Raw genomic sequence first — 17,671 nt, forward strand, 5'->3', positions numbered from 1 at the left:
CGAATGCAGTTTCGCCACTCTGTAGGAATGGGAGGGCTGGTTGGCCTGCTGTTGCTGACCGGTGTGATCTTGGGCGTGTTGGTTTGGCATTACCCCGAGTCGCTGGGTCTTGCGGCCGGTAGTGACCGGCAAACGATCTCGCTTTGGGGGATATCGGCCACGACTTTGGTCGTCGTGGGACTTCTGGCAGGGTATCGACTGATGGGACGTCAGCTTGGGCATTCGGCTTTTGACCGGCTCGACGCGGATGATGCCCCGCCTGCTCAGCCAGCCTCCACTGAAACCCCCGGTACTCGGGCGCAACCGACCGCTGTCGTTCAAGCGTATTTGCGCGAACACCACGGCCCCTTCTGGCGCCGCAAAATCCGCCTGCTGCTGGTCGTCGGCGAACCGGAACAGATCCACGCCATCGCCCCGCAACTTTCAGAAAAGAACTGGTTGGAAGGGCAAGACACGGTCCTGATCTGGGGCGGCAGCGTACAAGGCAATGCGGAGGATGCACCCTTTGCACAGTACCGCAGCCTGAACCGCTGGCGCGCACTCGACGGGGTGATCTGGGCCCTGAGCAAGGAACAGTCCAGCGACACCGCCGCGATGGGCGCCGGCGTGCGGTACCTGCAAACCCTGGCCCGCCATCTGCAGTGGCAGTTGCCGTTGTACCTGTGGCAAGTCTGCGCCAGTGAGTGGCCGCAGCCCAAGCGCATGACCCAACCCGTCGGCTGCCTGCTACCCGCACGCGCCACCGCCGTGGCCCTGGAAACCTGCCTGGACAACCTGATTCTGCCCTTGCGCCAATCAGGCTGGGCGCAAATCCACGGCGACATGAAGCATGACTTCCTGCTGCGCCTGTCGCACGATCTGCAGGTCGAAGGCATTGCCCGCTGGCGCCAGGCGCTCGCGCCCTTGTTCGGTGAATTCGCCCGCGGTCTGCCGCTGCGCGGGCTGTGGTTCAGCCTGCCGTTGCCTGCACACGAGGGCCATGCGGCGCACCACTGGCCGATTGACCCGGCCTGGCAGGGCGTGCTCGATGACAAGGCCGTGCACAGTCGCCGCTTGGGCGGCCACCCGATCCGCATCGGCTCGGCGTTGGTGCTGGGTTTGGCGCTGGTATGGGGCGCCGGCATGCTGCTGTCCTTCGCCACCCACCGCGTGCAGATCGCCCAGGTGCAAAGCGCACTGGTATCGCTCGAACAAGCCGGGCAGGGCGACGCGCAACTGCTGGCCCTGAACGACCTGATGCGCGAACTGGCGCGCCTGGATTACCGCGCCGAACACGGCACCCCCTGGTACCAGCGCTTCGGCCTGAACCAGAACCAGAATTTGCTGCAGGTGGTATGGCCCGCCTATGTCGAAGCCAACAACCGCCTCCTGCGCGATCCAGCCGCCGCCAACCTGCAGGCGAAACTCACTGCCCTGATCAAGCTGCCCCCGGGGAGCGCCGAGCGCGCCCAACGGGCCCGGGAGGCCTACGACCACCTCAAGGCCTACCTGATGCTGGCGCACCCGGACAAAACCGACGCGACCTTCCTGACCAAGACGCTGATCGACGCCGAACCCGTGCGCGCCGAAATATCACCGGGGCTGTGGCAAGGCCTGTCACCCAGCCTGTGGCAGTTCTACGCCGAGCACCTGGCGGCGCACCCCGAATGGCGCATCAAGGCCGACCCGAAGCTGGTCGCCCAGGCCCGGCAAGTGCTGCTCGGCCAGTTGGGCCAGCGCAATGCCGAAACCAGCCTGTACCAACAGGTGCTCGACGCCGCGGCCAATCACACCCCGGACTTGAGCCTGGCGCAGCTGGTCGGCGACACCGAGGCCGGCGCGTTGTTCGCCACCCGGGCCAGCGTACCGGGGGTGTTCACCCGCCAGGCCTGGGAAGGCCAGGTGCGCCAGGCCATCGAGGCCGTCGCCGAGGCGCGGCGCGAGGAAATCGATTGGGTGCTCAGCGACCACCCCGCCGAGCTCGATGCCGACCTGACCCCGGACGTGCTGCGGGCGCGCCTGACCGAACGCTACTTCGAGGACTACGCCAGCGCCTGGCTGGATTTTCTCAACCGCCTGCGTTGGCAGCCGGCCGATAGCCTCGGCGAGGTGATCGACCAACTGACGCTGATGAGCGACGTGCGCCAGTCGCCGCTGATCGCGCTGATGAACACCCTGGCCTACCAGGGCCAGGCCGGCGTCCGCGGCCAGGCGTTGGCCGAGTCGCTGATGCAGTCCGCCCAAAAGCTGGTCGGCCAGGCCCCGGTGCCGGCGATCGACCAGCAGTTGCAGGGACCGACTGGTCCGCTGGACGCCACCTTCGGCCCGTTGCTGGCCCTGCTGGGCAAAGACGCGGAAGGCAGCGGCGACAGCGACCGGTTGAGCCTGCAGGCCTTCCTCAACCGCGTCACCCGGGTGCGCCTGAAACTGCAGCAAGTGCACAACGCGCCCGACCCGCAAGCCATGACCCAGGCCCTGGCGCAGAGCGTGTTCCAGGGCAAGAACGTCGACCTCACCGACACCCAGTCCTATGGCAGCCTGCTCGCCGCCAGCCTCGGCGCCGAGTGGGTCCAGGTCGGCGAGACACTGTTGGTGCAGCCGCTCGACCAGGCCTGGCAGCGCGTGCTGCAACCCTCGGCGGCGGGGCTCAACCGCCAATGGCAACGCGCGATCGTCAGCGACTGGCACAGCGCTTTCGCCGGCCGCTACCCCTTTGCCGCCACCGCCAGTGACGCGTCCTTGCCGATGCTGGGGCAGATGATCCGCGCCGATTCCGGGCGCATCGACCAGTTTCTGCAGCAGCAACTGGGCGGCGTATTGCGCAAGGAAGGCAGCCGCTGGGTGGCCGATTCCCGGCACAGCCAGGGCTTGCGTTTCAACCCGCAGTTCCTCACGGCGGTCAATCAGCTCAGCCACCTGGCCGACGTGCTCTACACCGATGGCGGCATGGGCCTGAGTTTCGAACTGCGCGGCAAACCGGTGCGCGACGTGGTGCAAACCACCTTCGTCCTCAATGGCGAGAAACACGAGTACTTCAACCAGAAGGAAAGCTGGCAACGCTTCAGCTGGCCCGGCTTCAGCAGTCACCCGGGCACCAGCCTGACCTGGACCAGCGTGCAGGCCAACGAACGGCTGTTCGGTGATTTCCAGGGCACCTGGGGCCTGATCCGCTTGCTGGAGCAAGCCCGAATCACCCCGCTGGACGATGGCGGCAGCCACTACCGCATCGTCCTCAAGGCCCCCGACGGCCTGGGCCTGACCTGGCACCTGCGCACCGAGCTGGATGCGGGGCCGCTAGCGCTGCTCAAGCTGCGCAGCTTCAAGTTGCCGGCGCAGATTTTTTTGAGTGAGGGCGATGAGGCGGTCGCCGATGTGCAGATGAGGAGGATCAAATGAGCCTGCGTACATTAATCGCCCGATGCCTGGGCGAACGCGATGCCCTTTCCCTGGCCCACCTGCAAGCCGAGCGTTGGCAAGCCTGGTTGCAACCGATCAGCACGGACTTGCCCGTGGGTGAGGATCCGGGCTACGACGATGACTTCCAGCGCATGCGTGAAGAGGTCAACAAGCTGTCTGGCGCCGATGTCGATCAGGTGGAGCAACTGGCAGAGAAACTCATCACCCAACGTTGCAAGGACCTGCGCGTCGCCACCTACTACTTGTGGGCGCGCTTGCACAAAGACGGTGAGACCGGGTTGGCAGACGGTCTCGGCCTGCTGGCGGCCCTGGTGGAACGCTATGCCGGCGAGGTGCTGCCCGCGCGTCCCAATAGTCGCAAGGCGGCATTGGAGTGGCTGACCAGCGGCAAAGTGCTGGACAGCCTTTCGCTGTTTCCGGAAGTGGTCAAGGACGAGGCTGAGCGCACCGTGGCGGCGCTGGCCTGGCTGGAACGCGGGCTTGAGGCGTGGCCGCCGGAGCAACGGCCCGCCCTGGGCGCACTGTATGGCGCCTTGTCGGCGCGCCTGGCGCAGTCCGGCGGCGTGGACGCACTGGTGCCGCAGAACAGCGCCAGTCAGGAGTCCAGTGCGCAACCGACGGCGTCCAACGCGGCAACGATCAAATCCGGCCGCGACCTGTTGGACAGTGGTAAAGCCCTGGCCGGTTATCTGCGCGAGCAACCGCTGGGCTGGCTGGCAGCGCACCGCCTGATGAAGAGCCTGCGCTGGGACACCGTGCATCAGGCTCCGCCCCAGGACGCCAATGGCATCACGCGCCTGACTGCGCCTCGTGGCGAATATCGGGCACAGCTCAAGCGACTGTATCTGCAACAGAGCTGGACTGAATTGCTCGATCAGGTCGAGCGCATGTACGCCGAGGGCGTGAACCATTTCTGGCTGGATCTGCAGTGGTATGCGTGTCAGGCGCTGAGCAAACAACCCGCACCCCAGGACAGCTGGGCCGATGTGGCCAAGCGTGATCTGGGCATGTTCCTCGAGCGCCTGCCGGGCGTTGAAGCCTTGTGCTGGAGCGACGGCTCACCCTTCGCCGATGAGACCACCCGGGAGTGGATTGCCCGGCACGTCAGCGGCAATCGCCCCCAGCAGTGGCTACCTGCACCGACCGTCGCAGTGCCCGGCGCGGATACCGAGATCCTGTCACTGGAAGCTGAAGCCCTGGTTCAGGCCGACAGCGACGGCATCGAGCAGGCGTTGGCCTGGCTGGCCGCGCGCCCCGGCATACAGACCGGACGGCAGCGCTGGTTGCTGCGCCTGCTGATGGCGCGGGTGGCCGAGCAGTATGGCAAGAGCGATCTGGCCATCCACCTGCTGGGCGAACTGGACGCCACCGCCCAGCGCCAGGCATTGGCCGAATGGGAGCCCGAGTTGAATTTCGAGGTCAAGGCCCGCCTGCTCAAATTGTTGCGCTTGAAAGCACAGCGCAACGATGCCGACAAACCCACCCTTGCCCGGCGCATGGAGGCGCTGCTGGCGGCGCTGGTGGCCATCGATCCGGTACGTGCCGCAGTGCTCTGCGGCTAACCTCATTCATCAGGATTTTTTCTTTGAGCATGGACAATCTGACACTGCGTTATTTCGACGCCGAGATGCGTTATCTGCGCGAGGCTGGCAAAGAGTTCGCGCAAGCGTTTCCGGACCGGGCGGCGCAACTGAACCTGGACAAGGCGGGCGCACACGATCCCTACGTGGAGCGCCTGTTCGAAGGCTTTGCCTTCCTCATGGGCCGGTTGCGCGAGAAGCTCGACGATGACTTGCCGGAGCTCACTGAGGGCCTGGTCAGTCTGCTGTGGCCGCATTACCTGCGCACCATTCCATCGCTGTCGATCGTAGAGCTGGCGCCCGATCTCAAGGAGATGAAGCGCAGCGAACGGATCGCCACGGGCTTCGAAGTCCTGTCGCAGCCCATTGGCCCGCAGCGCACCCAATGCCGCTACACCACCACCCAGGACCTGATGCTGCAACCACTGGTCGTGGAGTCTGTGCGCCTGGCACATGAGCCCGACGGACGCTCATTGCTGCGGCTGCGCTTTGCCTGCGGCGCGATGGCCGATTGGGGCGAGATCGACCTGAGTCGCCTGCCGCTGTACTTGAATGCCGATGCGCCCTTGGCAAGTGCGCTGCACCAGGCACTGACCCTCAACACCCAGGCGATGTACGCACGAATGCCGGGACAAGCGGACCGTCAGTTACTGGAAGGCCATTTTGTGCCCAAGGGGTTCGCCGATGAGGACCGTCTGTGGCCCAAAGGTGACAGCGCCTTCAGCGGGTATCAGTTGCTGCTGGAGTATTTCACCTTCCGTGAGAAGTTCATGTTCGTGACCCTCTGCGGGCTGGAGCAGTTGGACATCACCCAGGGCACACCCTGGTTCGAACTGGAGGTGGTGCTTGGCCAGCCATGGCCTCAAGCGTTCAATCCGAGCGCCGAGCACATTCGCCTGCATGCGGTGCCGGTGATCAATCTGTTCACCCTGGAGTCCGACCCGCTGGACCTGGCACCTTTGCAAACCGACTACCTGCTTCGCCCCATGCGTCTGCAGGACGGTCATACCGAAATCTATTCGGTGGATCAGGTCACCTCTTCCAGGAGTACCGAGCGCCAGGATTATGTGCCGTTCACCAGCTTTCGCCACAAGGGCGGCATGCTGCGCGACGAGGCGCCCGAACATTACTTCCACACGCGCTTGAAGCGGGGCGCCAATGGCCTGCATGACACCTGGCTGATTCTGGGCGGCGAGGGCTTTGACCAGGATCGGCTGCTCGCGGGCGCCAGCCTGTCGTTGCGCCTGACCGGCACCCACGGCCAGCTGCCGCGCAAGGCCCTGCAAAGCACCCTGCTCGATACCCTGGTGCAATCCACCCAGGCCGGCTTGCGGGTGCGCAACCTGTGTGCGCCGACCTTGCCGTGCTACCCGCCGAACCGCGATCGTTTTCACTGGCGCGTGCTCAGCCACCTGGGCTCGAATTTCCTGCCGATGCTCGACAACGCCGAAGTATTGCGCGGCACCCTGGCGCTGTACGACTGGACGGGCAGCGAGCTGAACCGACGTCGGCTGGCAGCGATCGTCGAGGTGCGTCACCACCTGATCCAGCGTTTTGAAAAAGGCTTTCTGCTGCGCGGTGTGGATATCGAAGTCACCCTGGACGCCAATGGCTTTTCCGGTGAGGGCGACATCAGCCTGTTCGGCGAGATGCTCCATCGCTTCTTCAGCCTGTACGCCGACATTCATTTATTCAACCAGCTCACGCTGATCCTCCAACCTACTGGAAAGTGCCTGCGATGGAACGAGAACCACAGTCAGCGTATTCCCGGCTGAAAGCCAGTGGATTACTGGAAGGACTGCAGGGGCGGGTGGCCGAGGCCAATCTGTATCGCTTCTGCCAGTTGCTGGAACAGGCCTTGCCGGATCATCCGCCATTGGGTAGCACGGCGCACCCGGCGGATGACCCGGTACGCTTTCGGCCCGACCCTGGCATGGGCTTTCCTGCCGGGGAACTGAAGGCGATCGAAACCAGTGACCATCATCCGCAGCGTCCGGCAACGGTGCGCACACGCCTGCTCGGGTTGTACGGGGTCGACTCGCCGATGCCGACGGCTTTTCTCGACGATATCGCCCAGCGTCGGGAAGGGCATGAGGCGGTGGAAGCCTTCCTCGATATATTCAACCACCGGATCTTCACCCAGTTCTACCGTATCTGGCGCAAGTACTCTTATCCGGCCACGTTCGAGGCGGGCGGCACCGATGCAACTTCGCAGTGCCTGCTGGGGTTGATCGGCCTGGGAATTCCCGGCACCGCCCGGCAGATTGCCACGCCGGTATCACGCTTCCTGGCGCTGCTCAGCGTGATGCGCCTGCCCACCCGCAACGCCGAAGGCATTGTCGCGCTGGTCAAGCTGCTGGCCCCCGCGACCCGGGCACGGGTGACGCCCCATTGGCCGCAGAAAATCCCTTTGGCGCATCCGGCGAGTCTGTGCAGCCAGCGCCCGGTAAGCCTGTCCCAGGGCACGCCCTTGGGCAGTGTCGGGCATGACGCCAATAGCCAGTTGCACCTGGCGCTGTTCACCGAGGATGCAGACGAGGCCCGTGGCTGGCTGCCGGGTGGTCAGTTGCACAACGACCTGCGGGTGCTGCTGCGTGTGTACCTGGGCTGGCGTTGCACCGCGAAGCTGCAGTTGTCGCTACCGCTGCGCAGCCTGCCGACGCCAGTGCTGGGGCGAGCCTCGGTACGGCTGGGCATGACCGCTGTGCTGGGCCTGGGCAGTGACGCCTGGCAAGTCGGGGCGCACGACACCATCACCCTCAATCTGGGCCGATACCAGGGCCTTTCGAAAAATTCCCAGGACAGGGAGATACACCATGTCACGTACGGTTTTTAAATCATCGATGGTCGTTGCGCTGGGTGCATGGCTCGCCGGCTGTGGGGTGACCCAGTCAGTGACGGACAGCACCGCGTCCGCCGCCAGTTCGATTTTCTACAAGCAGGTGAAAACGTTGCACCTGGACTTCAGTGGGCGGGCATCGATGAATACTGATGGGGCAGACATGAATGCATTGTCGGTAGCCACGCTGGTTCGGGTGTACCAACTCAGCGACAGCAAGCTGCTGGAAAAAGCCACCTACGACAGTTTGCTGAGCCAGGACGACCGGCTGCTGAGCGCGAATCTGCTGGACAAGCGCACCGTGGTGGTCAAGCCGGGAGAGGGGGCGCAACTGAGCGTACCGCTGGACACTGATGCGCGCTCCGTCGCCGTGGTCGCGTTGTTTCGCCAACCCGACAGCCAAGTGAAAACGTGGCGCCTGACGTTGACCCGTGATGACCTGGATCCGGACCGGGCCCGGGTCATCGAGCTGGCGGACAACCTGCTGACCTTGCGACCGCTGGCCAAGGAATAATCGATGACCGAATTCAATCCTTCGCTCTACGAAATGCTGCTGCAGAATTTCGATGGCGAGCTGGACCTGTATCGCGTCGGCGAAGCGGACCAGCACACCTTGTCGGTACTGGACAACCTGCAACGCATTCTCAACAGCCGGGCGGGCACGCTCAGTCACCTGCCTGATTACGGTCTGCCCGATATGGGCCTGATCCTCCAGGGCTTGCCTGGGATGGCGCATGACCTGATGAGAAGCATGGCCGATACCTTGCTCAAGTACGAACCGCGCCTGGCAGCGGTGAATATCGAACTCCTGCCGCAGGTGCAACCGGGTCATCTGGAATACGCCCTCGATGTGCAGCTCAAAGCGGGGCAGCGAGTAACCTTCGGTACCACCCTGGCGGCCGAGGGCCGAGTGCTGGTGCGTCACCTCAAGCGGCAGAACTATCTGTCGGCCACGAACCTGTAAAAGAAGGGAAGCTGGATGACGGCGTTGTTTGAAATGCGTATACGCACGGGTGGTGATCCGCGCGGCTTGGGCGAGTACATGGCGTTGCGTGATGAACTGGCCAAATTGAGCCATCCAGCCTGTCCGGACGTGAACTGGATCAAGGTCGAGCAGTTGTGCCTGGCCTTGTTCCAGAGCAACGGGGCGGATCTGCAAACCGCGGTCGCTTATGCGCTGGCGCGCAGCCAGCGTCATGGCCTGTCAGGCATGGTGGAAGGGGTGGCATTGATCGAGGCACTGAGCTGCGAATGGCCGCACGTGTGGCCGCCAGTGGAATCGATGCGCCTGGATAGCCTGGGCTGGCTGTTCGCCCAATTGCAGCCCTTGCTGCGCAGCCTGGCGCTGGATACGCGGAGCTTGCCGGCACTGGTCCATCTGGACACCGAGTTGAGCCGTTTGAACCAGCGACTGGACGCTCAGGCTCAAGTGCCGATGGTCACGCTGCAGGCTCTGCGTCAGCAGGTCGATAGCCTGATGCAACGTTTGCAGCAAAGCACGGCTTCGGGCGCAACCGTGCAGCTGTCGGCAAGGGTGCCTGAACCGTCATTCGTGATGCCGGTTGTGATCCTGCCACCGCCTCGCATGCCCGAAGCGGGGACTTCAGACCCGGCCACAAGGAGACGTCGAATAGCCCTGTGGCTGTTCGCCGTGGCGATTGGCATTGCCTTGACCGGCTGGTTTGGGTGGAAGCATTGGCTGGCAGGCCAGGACAGCGCTCGCTTATCCGCCGATCCCGTGCAGCTGGACAGTCTGATGCTGTTCGATGCCGGCAGCGCCGAGCTCAAATCCGGCTCGACCAAAGTGCTGATCAATGCCCTGGCCGACATCAAGGCCCGGCCAGGCTGGCTGATCGTCATCGCCGGGCATTCCGATGCCACGGGCGATGCGGGACAGAACCTGGCGCTGTCACGCGCCCGCGCCTCTGCTGTGCGTGACTGGATGCAACGCATGGGCGACCTCCCGGACAGTTGTTTTGCTGTCCAGGGACTTGCAGCCAGCCAGCCGATCACCGGCAATGACACCGAGTCCGGACGCGCGGCCAACCGGCGTGTCGATATCCGTCTGGTGCCACAAGAGGGGGCCTGTGAAAGCTGAAAAAGGCGTGGCAGCGCGCAGAGAAAGTCGGTGGATTCTGGCGCTACTGTAGGCAACGACACAAAATGTTGTAGGCTGCGCGAAGGTATTTTGCCGCTGATTAAACAAGCTCCGACAAATGCGTGTGTTTTCGGCTGCAGGCTTCCCACAGCCGATTAAAACAAGCTGAAAATACAAGAAATGTCTGACGTATTTTTAGGGTTGGCTGTCGGAAGTGCGGCGGTTAGCGTGGTAGCTCTCATCACTCAGCAGAGAGCCACCATGCCCGACGACACACTCCAAACCCATGAGCCATTTACGGTCCACAGTACCTCCCCGTACGTCTCTGGCGATTCGAAAAAATTTCACCAGGCCGCCGACCGGGCACTCGATCACTACCTCAAACCCGCCGTTCCCGAAGAGGCCCGCAATCCGCGCAAACCGGCGATGATTTTTATCGTCGCCCCCGAAGTCGACAACGAAACGCTACTGGCCCAGGTCTGCGAATTGCTGGCGTCGGCCAATGCCATGGTCAGCGACCTGGCCGGGCTGGTGGACGGAACTCAGCGCAACACGATGCTGGCGGTCCAGCAGGTCATCATGCTGGGTGAACTGGCGGTGAATCGGGTGCTGGATAATGTGGCGCCGCCGCAAAAGGCTCAACCGCTGCTGAACAACTGACGGATCAGGTTCGGTGTACTCCCGGTCCAGCGCTTGAATGATCGCCGAAAGTTCGCCGCATCGTTAAAGCTCAAGTACTGCGCGACTTCTTCGTTGGTGAAGCCCTTGATCTGGTACAGGTACAGCGCGACATGCTTGCGCACCCGATCCACCTGTTGTTGAAACCCGGTGTCGTGCTTTTGCAGTTTACGTTTGAGCGTGGCGGGACTCATGGCGAAGGCCTGGGCAGCCTGTTCGAGGTTGGGAGCCTGGCGCACATGGGTTTGCAGGTAGCGATACACACAGTCGACGAAGCCTGAGGCAAAGCCCAGTTGTTCGATTTGCCCCTGGGCTTCCTGTCGGGCGACCTGGCCAGCGGTGGCCGAGGCGTCGGGCCAGGGGCGGGTGAGATATTCCCGGGGGATGCGCATCAGGTCCAGCGGGCGCTTGAACTGGGTGTTTTCGCCCAGATGCACCCAGTACTGCTCGACATAGCGCGGCTCGGCGTGGCTGAAGCTGCACTCCCACGGCAGGCGCAGGCCGCTCTGTGAGCGGCTCATGGCCACGATCGAGGTCATGCTCGCCTCCAGCAGAAAACGCCATTGCTCGCCGGCGCCGCAGCTGTCCAGCCAGTAGAGCCAGGCATGTCTTTCATCCAGCACCAGGCGCGGCGTGACCAAAGGGCTGAGCAGTGCCTGTAGCTGCACCAGGGTGTCGAGGGCCTGGTGCAGATTTTGTGCATGACGCAGGGCGTGGCTGGCGGGGCCGTAATGCCCCGGCAGCAGGCGCTGGCCGAACAGAAAGCCGCTGTCGTCGGCATCCAGCAAACGCCGGCTATTGCCGATCAGGCCGAGAAACTGCTGCGGGCTGAGGCGGGTCTGGCCGGCCAGGATGTCGTCATGAAACAGGCCGGTGCCGCGTAGCAGGCGATGGCTGTCGATGTCCCGGGACAACGCCAGATCAATCAGGGTCGCCGGCTGGTAGTGCCCGGGAATGAAACGGCTGTCGGTTTCATACCAGGTGTTTTTCAGGGTCATGGCCGCGCCTCAGGCAGTTTTTGCCAAGGGCTGCTTGGCCCGGGCCAGTGCCAGGTTGAGGCGTTTGAGCAGGGCGTCCGGCGCCTCGTCCACGGCCATGACCACCGCGGTGCTGGCCGACAGGTGGATGCGCTCGCCGTGTTGTCGGGTTTTGTGGGCCAGGCCCTGTACCGCCTGTTGCAGCTCCAGCGCCAGCAGCCGTGCCTGGCTCTCGCCGGTGTTGGGCAGCAGCACCACGAATCGGTCGCCGGCCAGCCGGCAGAGCAAGTCCTGGCGGCGCAGGTTGAGCAGCAGCAGGTGACTGAGGGCCTGCAACACGGCATCGCCTTCTGCATGCCCGAAAGCCTGGTTGATAGCCGCGAAGTTGTCGACATCCAGCACCAGCAAGGACAAGGGTTGCGCCTGCCCCTGACTGTCCTCGAGGCTGGCGCTCAACTGGCGCTTGAGGTAATCGGCACCGCCCAGCGGCGTGAGTTTGTCGAACAGCCGGTGCTCGCGGAACAGGCGCTCGCGTTTCTCCATTTGCGCGCTGATCGCCAGTTGTTCGTGGTGCCAGTGATAGATGCCGATGGTCAGCAGGATCATGCCCACCGGCATCGGGCCGGACTCCAGCCAGTGATCCCAGGTGATGCTGTCGGGCAGGCGGATGAACTCGTCGAGGCTGTCGATCCACCAGGAGAAAAAGATCCCGCTCAAACCCAGCGCCAGGTAATTGGTGACACGCCCGGCGGGTCGACTCTTGAGCACCAGGCCGAGCCAGACCAGCGCCAACAGCGCCGAGCCGCCTTCACCGACGATGTCCAGCCAGACCCATTCGCTGACGCTTTTCAGCTCGCCGCAGGCCAGGTGCAGGAGCAGCCCCATGTTCGCGGCCACCAGCAACAGGGCGAGTTTCCAACGATGGGGTTTGAGTACCGAGAACATGGCCGCGATCCTTTGGCGAAGAGGCAATGCGCGTCAGCACAGCAGATGTTTGTGACAGTGGGGTTACTGCGGTGTGGGGGACTGTCGGAGCCGGCTTGCTGGCGATCGGTCTCGAACATTGCGGTGTTCTCAGGTACGCCTTCGCTGCGGTGCGGCGATCCGACAAGCCAGCTCCTACAGGTGATGTGGGTGTGAGGTCGAATCAGCTCATCCGGTTGCGCGATTTTTTGTAGGAGCCGGCTTGCTGGCGATCGGTCTCAAGCGTTGCGGTGTTCTCAGGGACGGTACAGATGCGAGGTGGGTGTGAGGTCTGTAGGAGCCGGCTTGCTGGCGAAAGGTTTCAGGGCATGCGGTGCTCTTGCGGGCGCCTTCGCTGGCAAGCCAGCTCCTACAGGGGGGCATTGTCGGCGAGTCAAATCAGCTCAGTTGTGCCGGCAATCATCGGTGAAACCCCGGTTTTCAGCACCTCCCGTCGACCCCTGTCACAGAACCGTCATCCCGCGAACCTAGCTTGCCCTCCCAGTTGCCGGGCCTCTTGCCTGGCGTTATCGGACTCTTGGGGGAGGACATTCATGTACAAGCGCTGCGGCACCGCCGGACTCGTCGGCTTTACACTCACCACCCTGGCCATGGCGATCGCCAGTGAACGCCTGAACGCCGCTGAATCGGGCGCGAACACGGAACACGTCGAAGTGGTGGGGCAGGCCGCGAGTATCGATCAGGCGCTCAAGGAACAGCGCAGTTCCGACAGCATCAAGAGCGTGGTGCATGCCGACGGCGTGGCGCAGCTGCCAGACGAAAACGTCGCCGAAGCGGTGCAGCGCCTGCCGGGGATCAGCGTCGAGCGCGACCAGGGCGAAGGACGGTTTGTCAGCGTGCGGGGCCTCGGCCCGGACCTCAACAGCGTGACCATCAACGGCACGCTGGTGCCCTCGCCGGAAAGTGAACGCCGCGCCGTGGCCCTGGACGTATTGCCCTCGGAACTGGTGCAGTCGTTGTCGGTGATCAAGACCCTGACCCCGGACATGGACGCCAACTCGCTGGGTGGCACCATCGATGTGCAGAGCCTCTCGGCGTTCGATCACCAGGGCCTGTTCTACACCGGCAGCAGCGAAGCCAGTTACGACAAGAACACCCGCCAGACCAGTCCGAAGTTCTCGGGCGCCATCAGCGACCGGTTCAGCCTGGGCGATGGCATCGACAATTTTGGCGTCGCCGCGGCGCTGAGCTGGCAGAAGCGTGACTTCGGTTCGGACAACGTCGAAACCGGTGGCGCCTGGGACTTCGAGCAGGGCGCCAGACTCGAGGAATTCGAGCAACGGGACTACGACATCCGCCGCGAACGTGCCGGCGGTGGCCTGAACTTCGATTACAAACCCGATGATCTGAGCAGCTATTACCTGCGCACCCTCTACAGCCGCTACAAGGACAGCGAGACACGCAACGCCACCGGTTTCGAATTCGCCGACCCGCAAGCAGCGGGTGAACTGGGCGACTCCGAGGGGGCGCGCAAACTCAAGCAGCGCGAAGAAACCCAGGAAATCCAGTCCTACGTGTTGGGCGGCGAGCGTATGTTCGGCCTCTGGACCCTCAGCGGCCAAGCCGGTTACAGCCGCTCCAGCGAAGACAGCCCGGGCCATATCGCCAACGCCGCTTTCGAGGGCACGGACGACTTCGCCGAGAGTGGGTTCTACGATCAGGACAAGCCACGGCCCATCATCGGTCAGGGCTTCTACAACCCGAGCAATTTCAGCCTCGACAAAGTCGACTGGGAACAGCAGCGAACCACCGACACCGAGAAGAACCTGCGCCTGGACCTGGCCCGCGACTACGACCTCAGCGGCTACGCGTCCCAGGTCAAGTTTGGCGGCAAGGTCAGCCGGCGCAACAAGGACAACAACCTCGATGCCTGGGTCTATGAAGACTTCGACGACCTGGGTTTCAGCGACGAGCAGCTCAACCTGACGCGGTTCCAGAAAGGCAGCGTCGACTATCGTCTCGGCCAGTTCGGCCCCGGCATCAGCGGCAGCGCCATCAAGCAATTGATCGGCGGCCTGGATCCGGCGAACTTCTATGACGAAACCGAATCCCGGGTCAACGACTTCAAGATCAGCGAGGACATCAACGCCGGCTACCTGATGAACACTCTCGATATCGACGACTGGCGCTTCATCGCCGGCCTGCGTTACGAAGGCACCGAGTTCGAAGCCAAGGGCACCGGCGCCACCGACGGCGAATTCCAGGCCACCGACACCAAGCGCCGTTATCACCACTGGTTGCCGGGCCTGCATGCGCGCTATCAGCTGGACAAGAACACTCAGGTCCGCGCGGCCTGGACCAAGTCCGTGGTACGCCCGACCTTCGGCCAACTGACGCCGGGTTTTGTCATCGACGACGACGAGGCGACCTTCGGCAACCCGGACCTCAAGCCCCTGGAATCCAGCAACCTCGACCTCGGTATCGAGCACTACATGGGCCATGCCGGCACCGTCTCGGCGTTCGTGTTCTACAAGGACATCAAGAATTTTGTCTACAATACCGACCTGGCCGGCACTGGTGCCTGGACCGATTTCGCCGAGGCCCACAGCTTCGCCAACGGCGACAGCGCCAAACTCTATGGCCTGGAACTGGCCTACTCGCAGAAATTCGACTGGCTGCCGGCACCCTGGAATGGCCTGCTGCTAGGCGCCAACACCACCTTCAGCCGCTCCGACGCCGAGATCAAGGGCTTCGATACCGCCACGGGTTCCAACCGCACACGCAACATCGACCTGCCCAACCAGTCGGACACTGTCGGCAACCTGATGCTCGGTTGGGAAGACGACAAGCTGAGCCTGCGGCTGTCGGCCAACTACAAGTCCGATTACCTGTTCGAGCTGGCCTCGATCGACGACAAGGCCCACGACCTGCATGTGGACGCCCAGACCTTCGTCGACTTCAGCGCCCGTTACTCGCTGACGAAAAACCTGCAGGTCAGCTTCGAGGCGCAGAACCTCACCGACGAGCCGTACTTCGTCTACACCGGCCACCGTTCCTACAACGGCCAGTACGAAGAATACGGCCCGACCTACAAGCTCGGCCTGACCTTCACCCACTTCTAAAGCCCGGGGTGGCAGCCCGGTGCTGCCGCCGTGATGGATACAAGACAAGGACTTTGCCTGTTCATGAGTATTTCGTGGTTACCCAAGCGCTGCCTGCTGGCCGCACTGATCAGCCTCACCATCGGCCAGACCCTGGCCGCTGCGCCGAACCTGGCCCTCACGCTCTGGGCGCCGGACCTTGCGGTCGATGCCGTGGCGTTTCTGCCCACCAATGGGGGGGCCGAACGCCTGGCCGCCAGCGAGCGTGACGGCTTGCTGTTGCTGGATGCGCAAGGAAAGGAACTGGCACGCCTCAAAGGCTCTTTCAGCCGCCTCGACAGCCGCGCCGCCGGCCAGCAGGTGTTGGTGGCCAGCCTCGACAACAGCCGTCAGCAAGCGCTGCTGGTCAGTGTTGATCCGCAAAAACGCAGCTGGGGTCAGCCGGTGTATCTGCCGACTCGGGACTACCCGGTGAACGGCTTGTGCCTGTACCGCGACGAAGCCAGCAACCTGTTCCTGTTCCTGGTGGGCGAGGAGGGCAAGGGCGAGCAATGGCTGGTGGGCCATGACGCGACGTTGAATCCGCAGCCGCAACGGGTGCGCGGCCTGCCATTGCCACCTTCGGCAACCGATTGCCAGGTCGACGACGGTGCCAGCCAACTAGTGGTCAACGAGGAGAATGTCGGTTGGTGGGCCTACCCGGCGCATCCCGAAGCCGATGTCACGCGCACGCCGGTGGCCCTGCGCGAACCCTTCGGCGAGATCAAACACACGGCGGGTGCCATCGCGCTGGTGCCGGGCGGCATCGTTGCGCTCGACCCGAAAGCGGCGCAGCTGCACCTCTACCAGCAGCAGGACGAACGCTGGATAGCGCAGGCTGCATTGCCGTTGTCGGGATTGAAGAAACCGGAAAACCTGGCACTGCGTCCAACGGACAAAGGCCTGCAAGTGCTGCTGCGCGACGATGACGACGGCCGCCTGTACCAGGGCGAACTGAACTGGCAGGCGACGCCTGTGCCATTGGCGCCGGTGCTGCCGAACGTCAAGGCGCTCAGCCAAAGCGACCCGGTCGGCCGTCAGGGCGATGCGGCGGATGATCCGGCGATCTGGATTCACCCCCGGCAACCGGCCCTGAGCCGGGTGCTGGGCACCAATAAAAAGCAAGGGCTGCTGGTGTATGACCTGCAAGGCACGTTGCTGCAGGAGCTGCCGGTCGGGCGTTTGAACAACGTCGATGTGCGGCCGAACTTCAAGCTGGGCCAGCAGACCGTCGACCTCGCGGTGGCCAGCCATCGCGATCACAACAGCCTCAGCCTGTTCAGCATCGATCGCAGCAGCGGCGAGTTGCGCGAAGCCGGGGAGATCCCCACACCGCTCAAGGACATCTACGGCATTTGCCTGTTCCAGCCCGCCAGTGGCGAGATATACGCGATCGCCAACGACAAGGACGGCACCTTCCTGCAATACCGCCTGAGCGCGCCGAACGGCACTGTGCAGGGTGAGCTGGTGCGTCAGTTCAAGGTCGATAGCCAACCCGAAGGCTGCGTGGCCGACGACCAGCGCCAGCGACTGTTTCTCGGTGAAGAGGATGTCGGTGTCTGGGCGGTGGACGCCCGCGCCGATCAGCCGGCGACCCTGAGCAGCGTGATCAAGGTCGGGCCGAAGTTGCAGGCTGATGTGGAAGGGTTGGCGCTCTATCAAAGTGAAACCCACGACTATCTGGTGATTTCCAGCCAGGGCAACGACAGCTACCTGGTGCTGGACGCCGAACCGCCGTTCACCTCCCGTGGTGCATTGCGCGTCGGATTGAATGCCCAACTCGGCATCGACGGTGCGTCGGAAACCGACGGTCTGGAAGTCACTTCCATGAACCTCGGCGGGCCCTGGAGCAAAGGCATGCTGGTGGTGCAGGACGGCCGCAAACGCATGCCGGAGCAGACCCAGAACTTCAAGTTCGTGCCCTGGGCCGAGGTTGCCCAAGCCCTGAAGCTGCCCTGATCCGGTCAGTCATCAACCTGTCATCAGTTTTTCATCGAATAGCTCAACGGCCGTCGCGCATCGACGGCCCGAGAGCGCCC

12 protein-coding genes are annotated in these 17,671 nt (G+C 63.5%); 10 read left to right on the forward strand and 2 right to left on the reverse strand.

Annotation, left to right across the window (positions count from 1 at the left end):
* Positions 1 to 3 precede the first annotated feature (3 nt).
* The 8 genes from ACA062_RS12505 to ACA062_RS12540 all read left to right on the forward strand — a co-directional run bounded on the left by ACA062_RS12505 (position 4) and on the right by ACA062_RS12540 (position 10,573).
* Complete coding sequence (locus ACA062_RS12505; protein ID WP_497456638.1) at positions 4 to 3,375, forward strand: ImcF-related family protein; 3,372 nt, start codon at positions 4 to 6, stop codon at positions 3,373 to 3,375.
* Positions 3,372 to 4,958 (forward strand): type VI secretion system protein TssA, encoded by a 1,587-nt coding sequence (tssA, locus tag ACA062_RS12510; RefSeq protein WP_497456639.1) that lies wholly within the window; start codon positions 3,372 to 3,374, stop codon positions 4,956 to 4,958. Before ACA062_RS12505 ends, tssA begins: the two co-directional genes overlap by 4 nt.
* 23 nt (positions 4,959 to 4,981) lie before the next feature.
* On the forward strand, positions 4,982 to 6,751 hold the full coding sequence (gene tssF / locus ACA062_RS12515; RefSeq protein WP_497456640.1) for a type VI secretion system baseplate subunit TssF: 1,770 nt from the start codon (positions 4,982 to 4,984) through the stop codon (positions 6,749 to 6,751).
* Positions 6,715 to 7,812 (forward strand): type VI secretion system baseplate subunit TssG, encoded by a 1,098-nt coding sequence (gene tssG, locus ACA062_RS12520; protein ID WP_497456641.1) that lies wholly within the window; start codon positions 6,715 to 6,717, stop codon positions 7,810 to 7,812. Before tssF ends, tssG begins: the two co-directional genes overlap by 37 nt.
* On the forward strand, positions 7,793 to 8,329 hold the full coding sequence (gene tssJ / locus ACA062_RS12525) for a type VI secretion system lipoprotein TssJ (protein WP_497456642.1): 537 nt from the start codon (positions 7,793 to 7,795) through the stop codon (positions 8,327 to 8,329). The genes tssG and tssJ overlap by 20 nt, the downstream gene beginning before the upstream one ends.
* 3 nt (positions 8,330 to 8,332) lie before the next feature.
* Positions 8,333 to 8,779, forward strand: coding sequence for a type VI secretion system baseplate subunit TssE (tssE, locus tag ACA062_RS12530; protein ID WP_497456643.1), 447 nt, complete (start codon positions 8,333 to 8,335; stop codon positions 8,777 to 8,779).
* Positions 8,780 to 8,794: 15 nt separating this feature from the next.
* A complete protein-coding gene (locus ACA062_RS12535) occupies positions 8,795 to 9,913 on the forward strand; it encodes an OmpA family protein (protein ID WP_497456644.1) in 1,119 nt (372 codons plus the stop codon).
* 261 nt (positions 9,914 to 10,174) lie between these two features.
* Complete coding sequence (locus ACA062_RS12540) at positions 10,175 to 10,573, forward strand: DUF6124 family protein (protein WP_497456645.1); 399 nt, start codon at positions 10,175 to 10,177, stop codon at positions 10,571 to 10,573.
* On the opposite strand, the gene ACA062_RS12545 is transcribed toward ACA062_RS12540, so the two are convergent.
* Positions 10,552 to 11,589: an AraC family transcriptional regulator ligand-binding domain-containing protein gene (locus ACA062_RS12545; protein ID WP_497456646.1), complete on the reverse strand. Its 1,038-nt coding sequence runs from the start codon at positions 11,587 to 11,589 to the stop codon at positions 10,552 to 10,554. The genes ACA062_RS12540 and ACA062_RS12545 overlap by 22 nt on opposite strands.
* A gap of 9 nt (positions 11,590 to 11,598) precedes the next feature.
* The gene (locus ACA062_RS12550; RefSeq protein ID WP_497456647.1) at positions 11,599 to 12,513 is read right to left on the reverse strand and encodes a GGDEF domain-containing protein; all 915 of its coding nucleotides are present in this window, start codon (positions 12,511 to 12,513) and stop codon (positions 11,599 to 11,601) included.
* A gap of 572 nt (positions 12,514 to 13,085) precedes the next feature.
* On the opposite strand from ACA062_RS12550, the gene ACA062_RS12555 reads away from it, so the two are divergent.
* The gene (locus ACA062_RS12555; protein WP_497456648.1) at positions 13,086 to 15,614 is read left to right on the forward strand and encodes a TonB-dependent receptor; all 2,529 of its coding nucleotides are present in this window, start codon (positions 13,086 to 13,088) and stop codon (positions 15,612 to 15,614) included.
* A 63-nt stretch (positions 15,615 to 15,677) separates the two neighbouring features.
* A complete protein-coding gene (locus tag ACA062_RS12560) occupies positions 15,678 to 17,591 on the forward strand; it encodes a phytase (protein ID WP_497456649.1) in 1,914 nt (637 codons plus the stop codon).
* Positions 17,592 to 17,671 lie beyond the last annotated feature (80 nt).

The sequence above is a fragment of the Pseudomonas sp. LBUM1679 genome, assembly GCF_059695565.1.

Excerpts from the sequence above, each read along its gene's own strand:
- ACA062_RS12560 (WP_497456649.1), top strand. The coding sequence starts at position 15,678 with ATGAGTATTTCGTGGTTACCCAAGCGCTGCCTGCTGGCCGCACTGATC.
- ACA062_RS12535 (WP_497456644.1), top strand. The coding sequence starts at position 8,795 with ATGACGGCGTTGTTTGAAATGCGTATACGCACGGGTGGTGATCCGCGC.
- ACA062_RS12540 (WP_497456645.1), top strand. The coding sequence starts at position 10,175 with ATGCCCGACGACACACTCCAAACCCATGAGCCATTTACGGTCCACAGT.
- ACA062_RS12555 (WP_497456648.1), top strand. The coding sequence starts at position 13,086 with ATGTACAAGCGCTGCGGCACCGCCGGACTCGTCGGCTTTACACTCACC.
- tssJ (WP_497456642.1), top strand. The coding sequence starts at position 7,793 with ATGTCACGTACGGTTTTTAAATCATCGATGGTCGTTGCGCTGGGTGCA.
- ACA062_RS12545 (WP_497456646.1), bottom strand. The coding sequence starts at position 11,589 with ATGACCCTGAAAAACACCTGGTATGAAACCGACAGCCGTTTCATTCCC.
- ACA062_RS12505 (WP_497456638.1), top strand. The coding sequence starts at position 4 with ATGCAGTTTCGCCACTCTGTAGGAATGGGAGGGCTGGTTGGCCTGCTG.
- ACA062_RS12550 (WP_497456647.1), bottom strand. The coding sequence starts at position 12,513 with ATGTTCTCGGTACTCAAACCCCATCGTTGGAAACTCGCCCTGTTGCTG.
- tssA (WP_497456639.1), top strand. The coding sequence starts at position 3,372 with ATGAGCCTGCGTACATTAATCGCCCGATGCCTGGGCGAACGCGATGCC.
- tssG (WP_497456641.1), top strand. The coding sequence starts at position 6,715 with ATGGAACGAGAACCACAGTCAGCGTATTCCCGGCTGAAAGCCAGTGGA.
- tssE (WP_497456643.1), top strand. The coding sequence starts at position 8,333 with ATGACCGAATTCAATCCTTCGCTCTACGAAATGCTGCTGCAGAATTTC.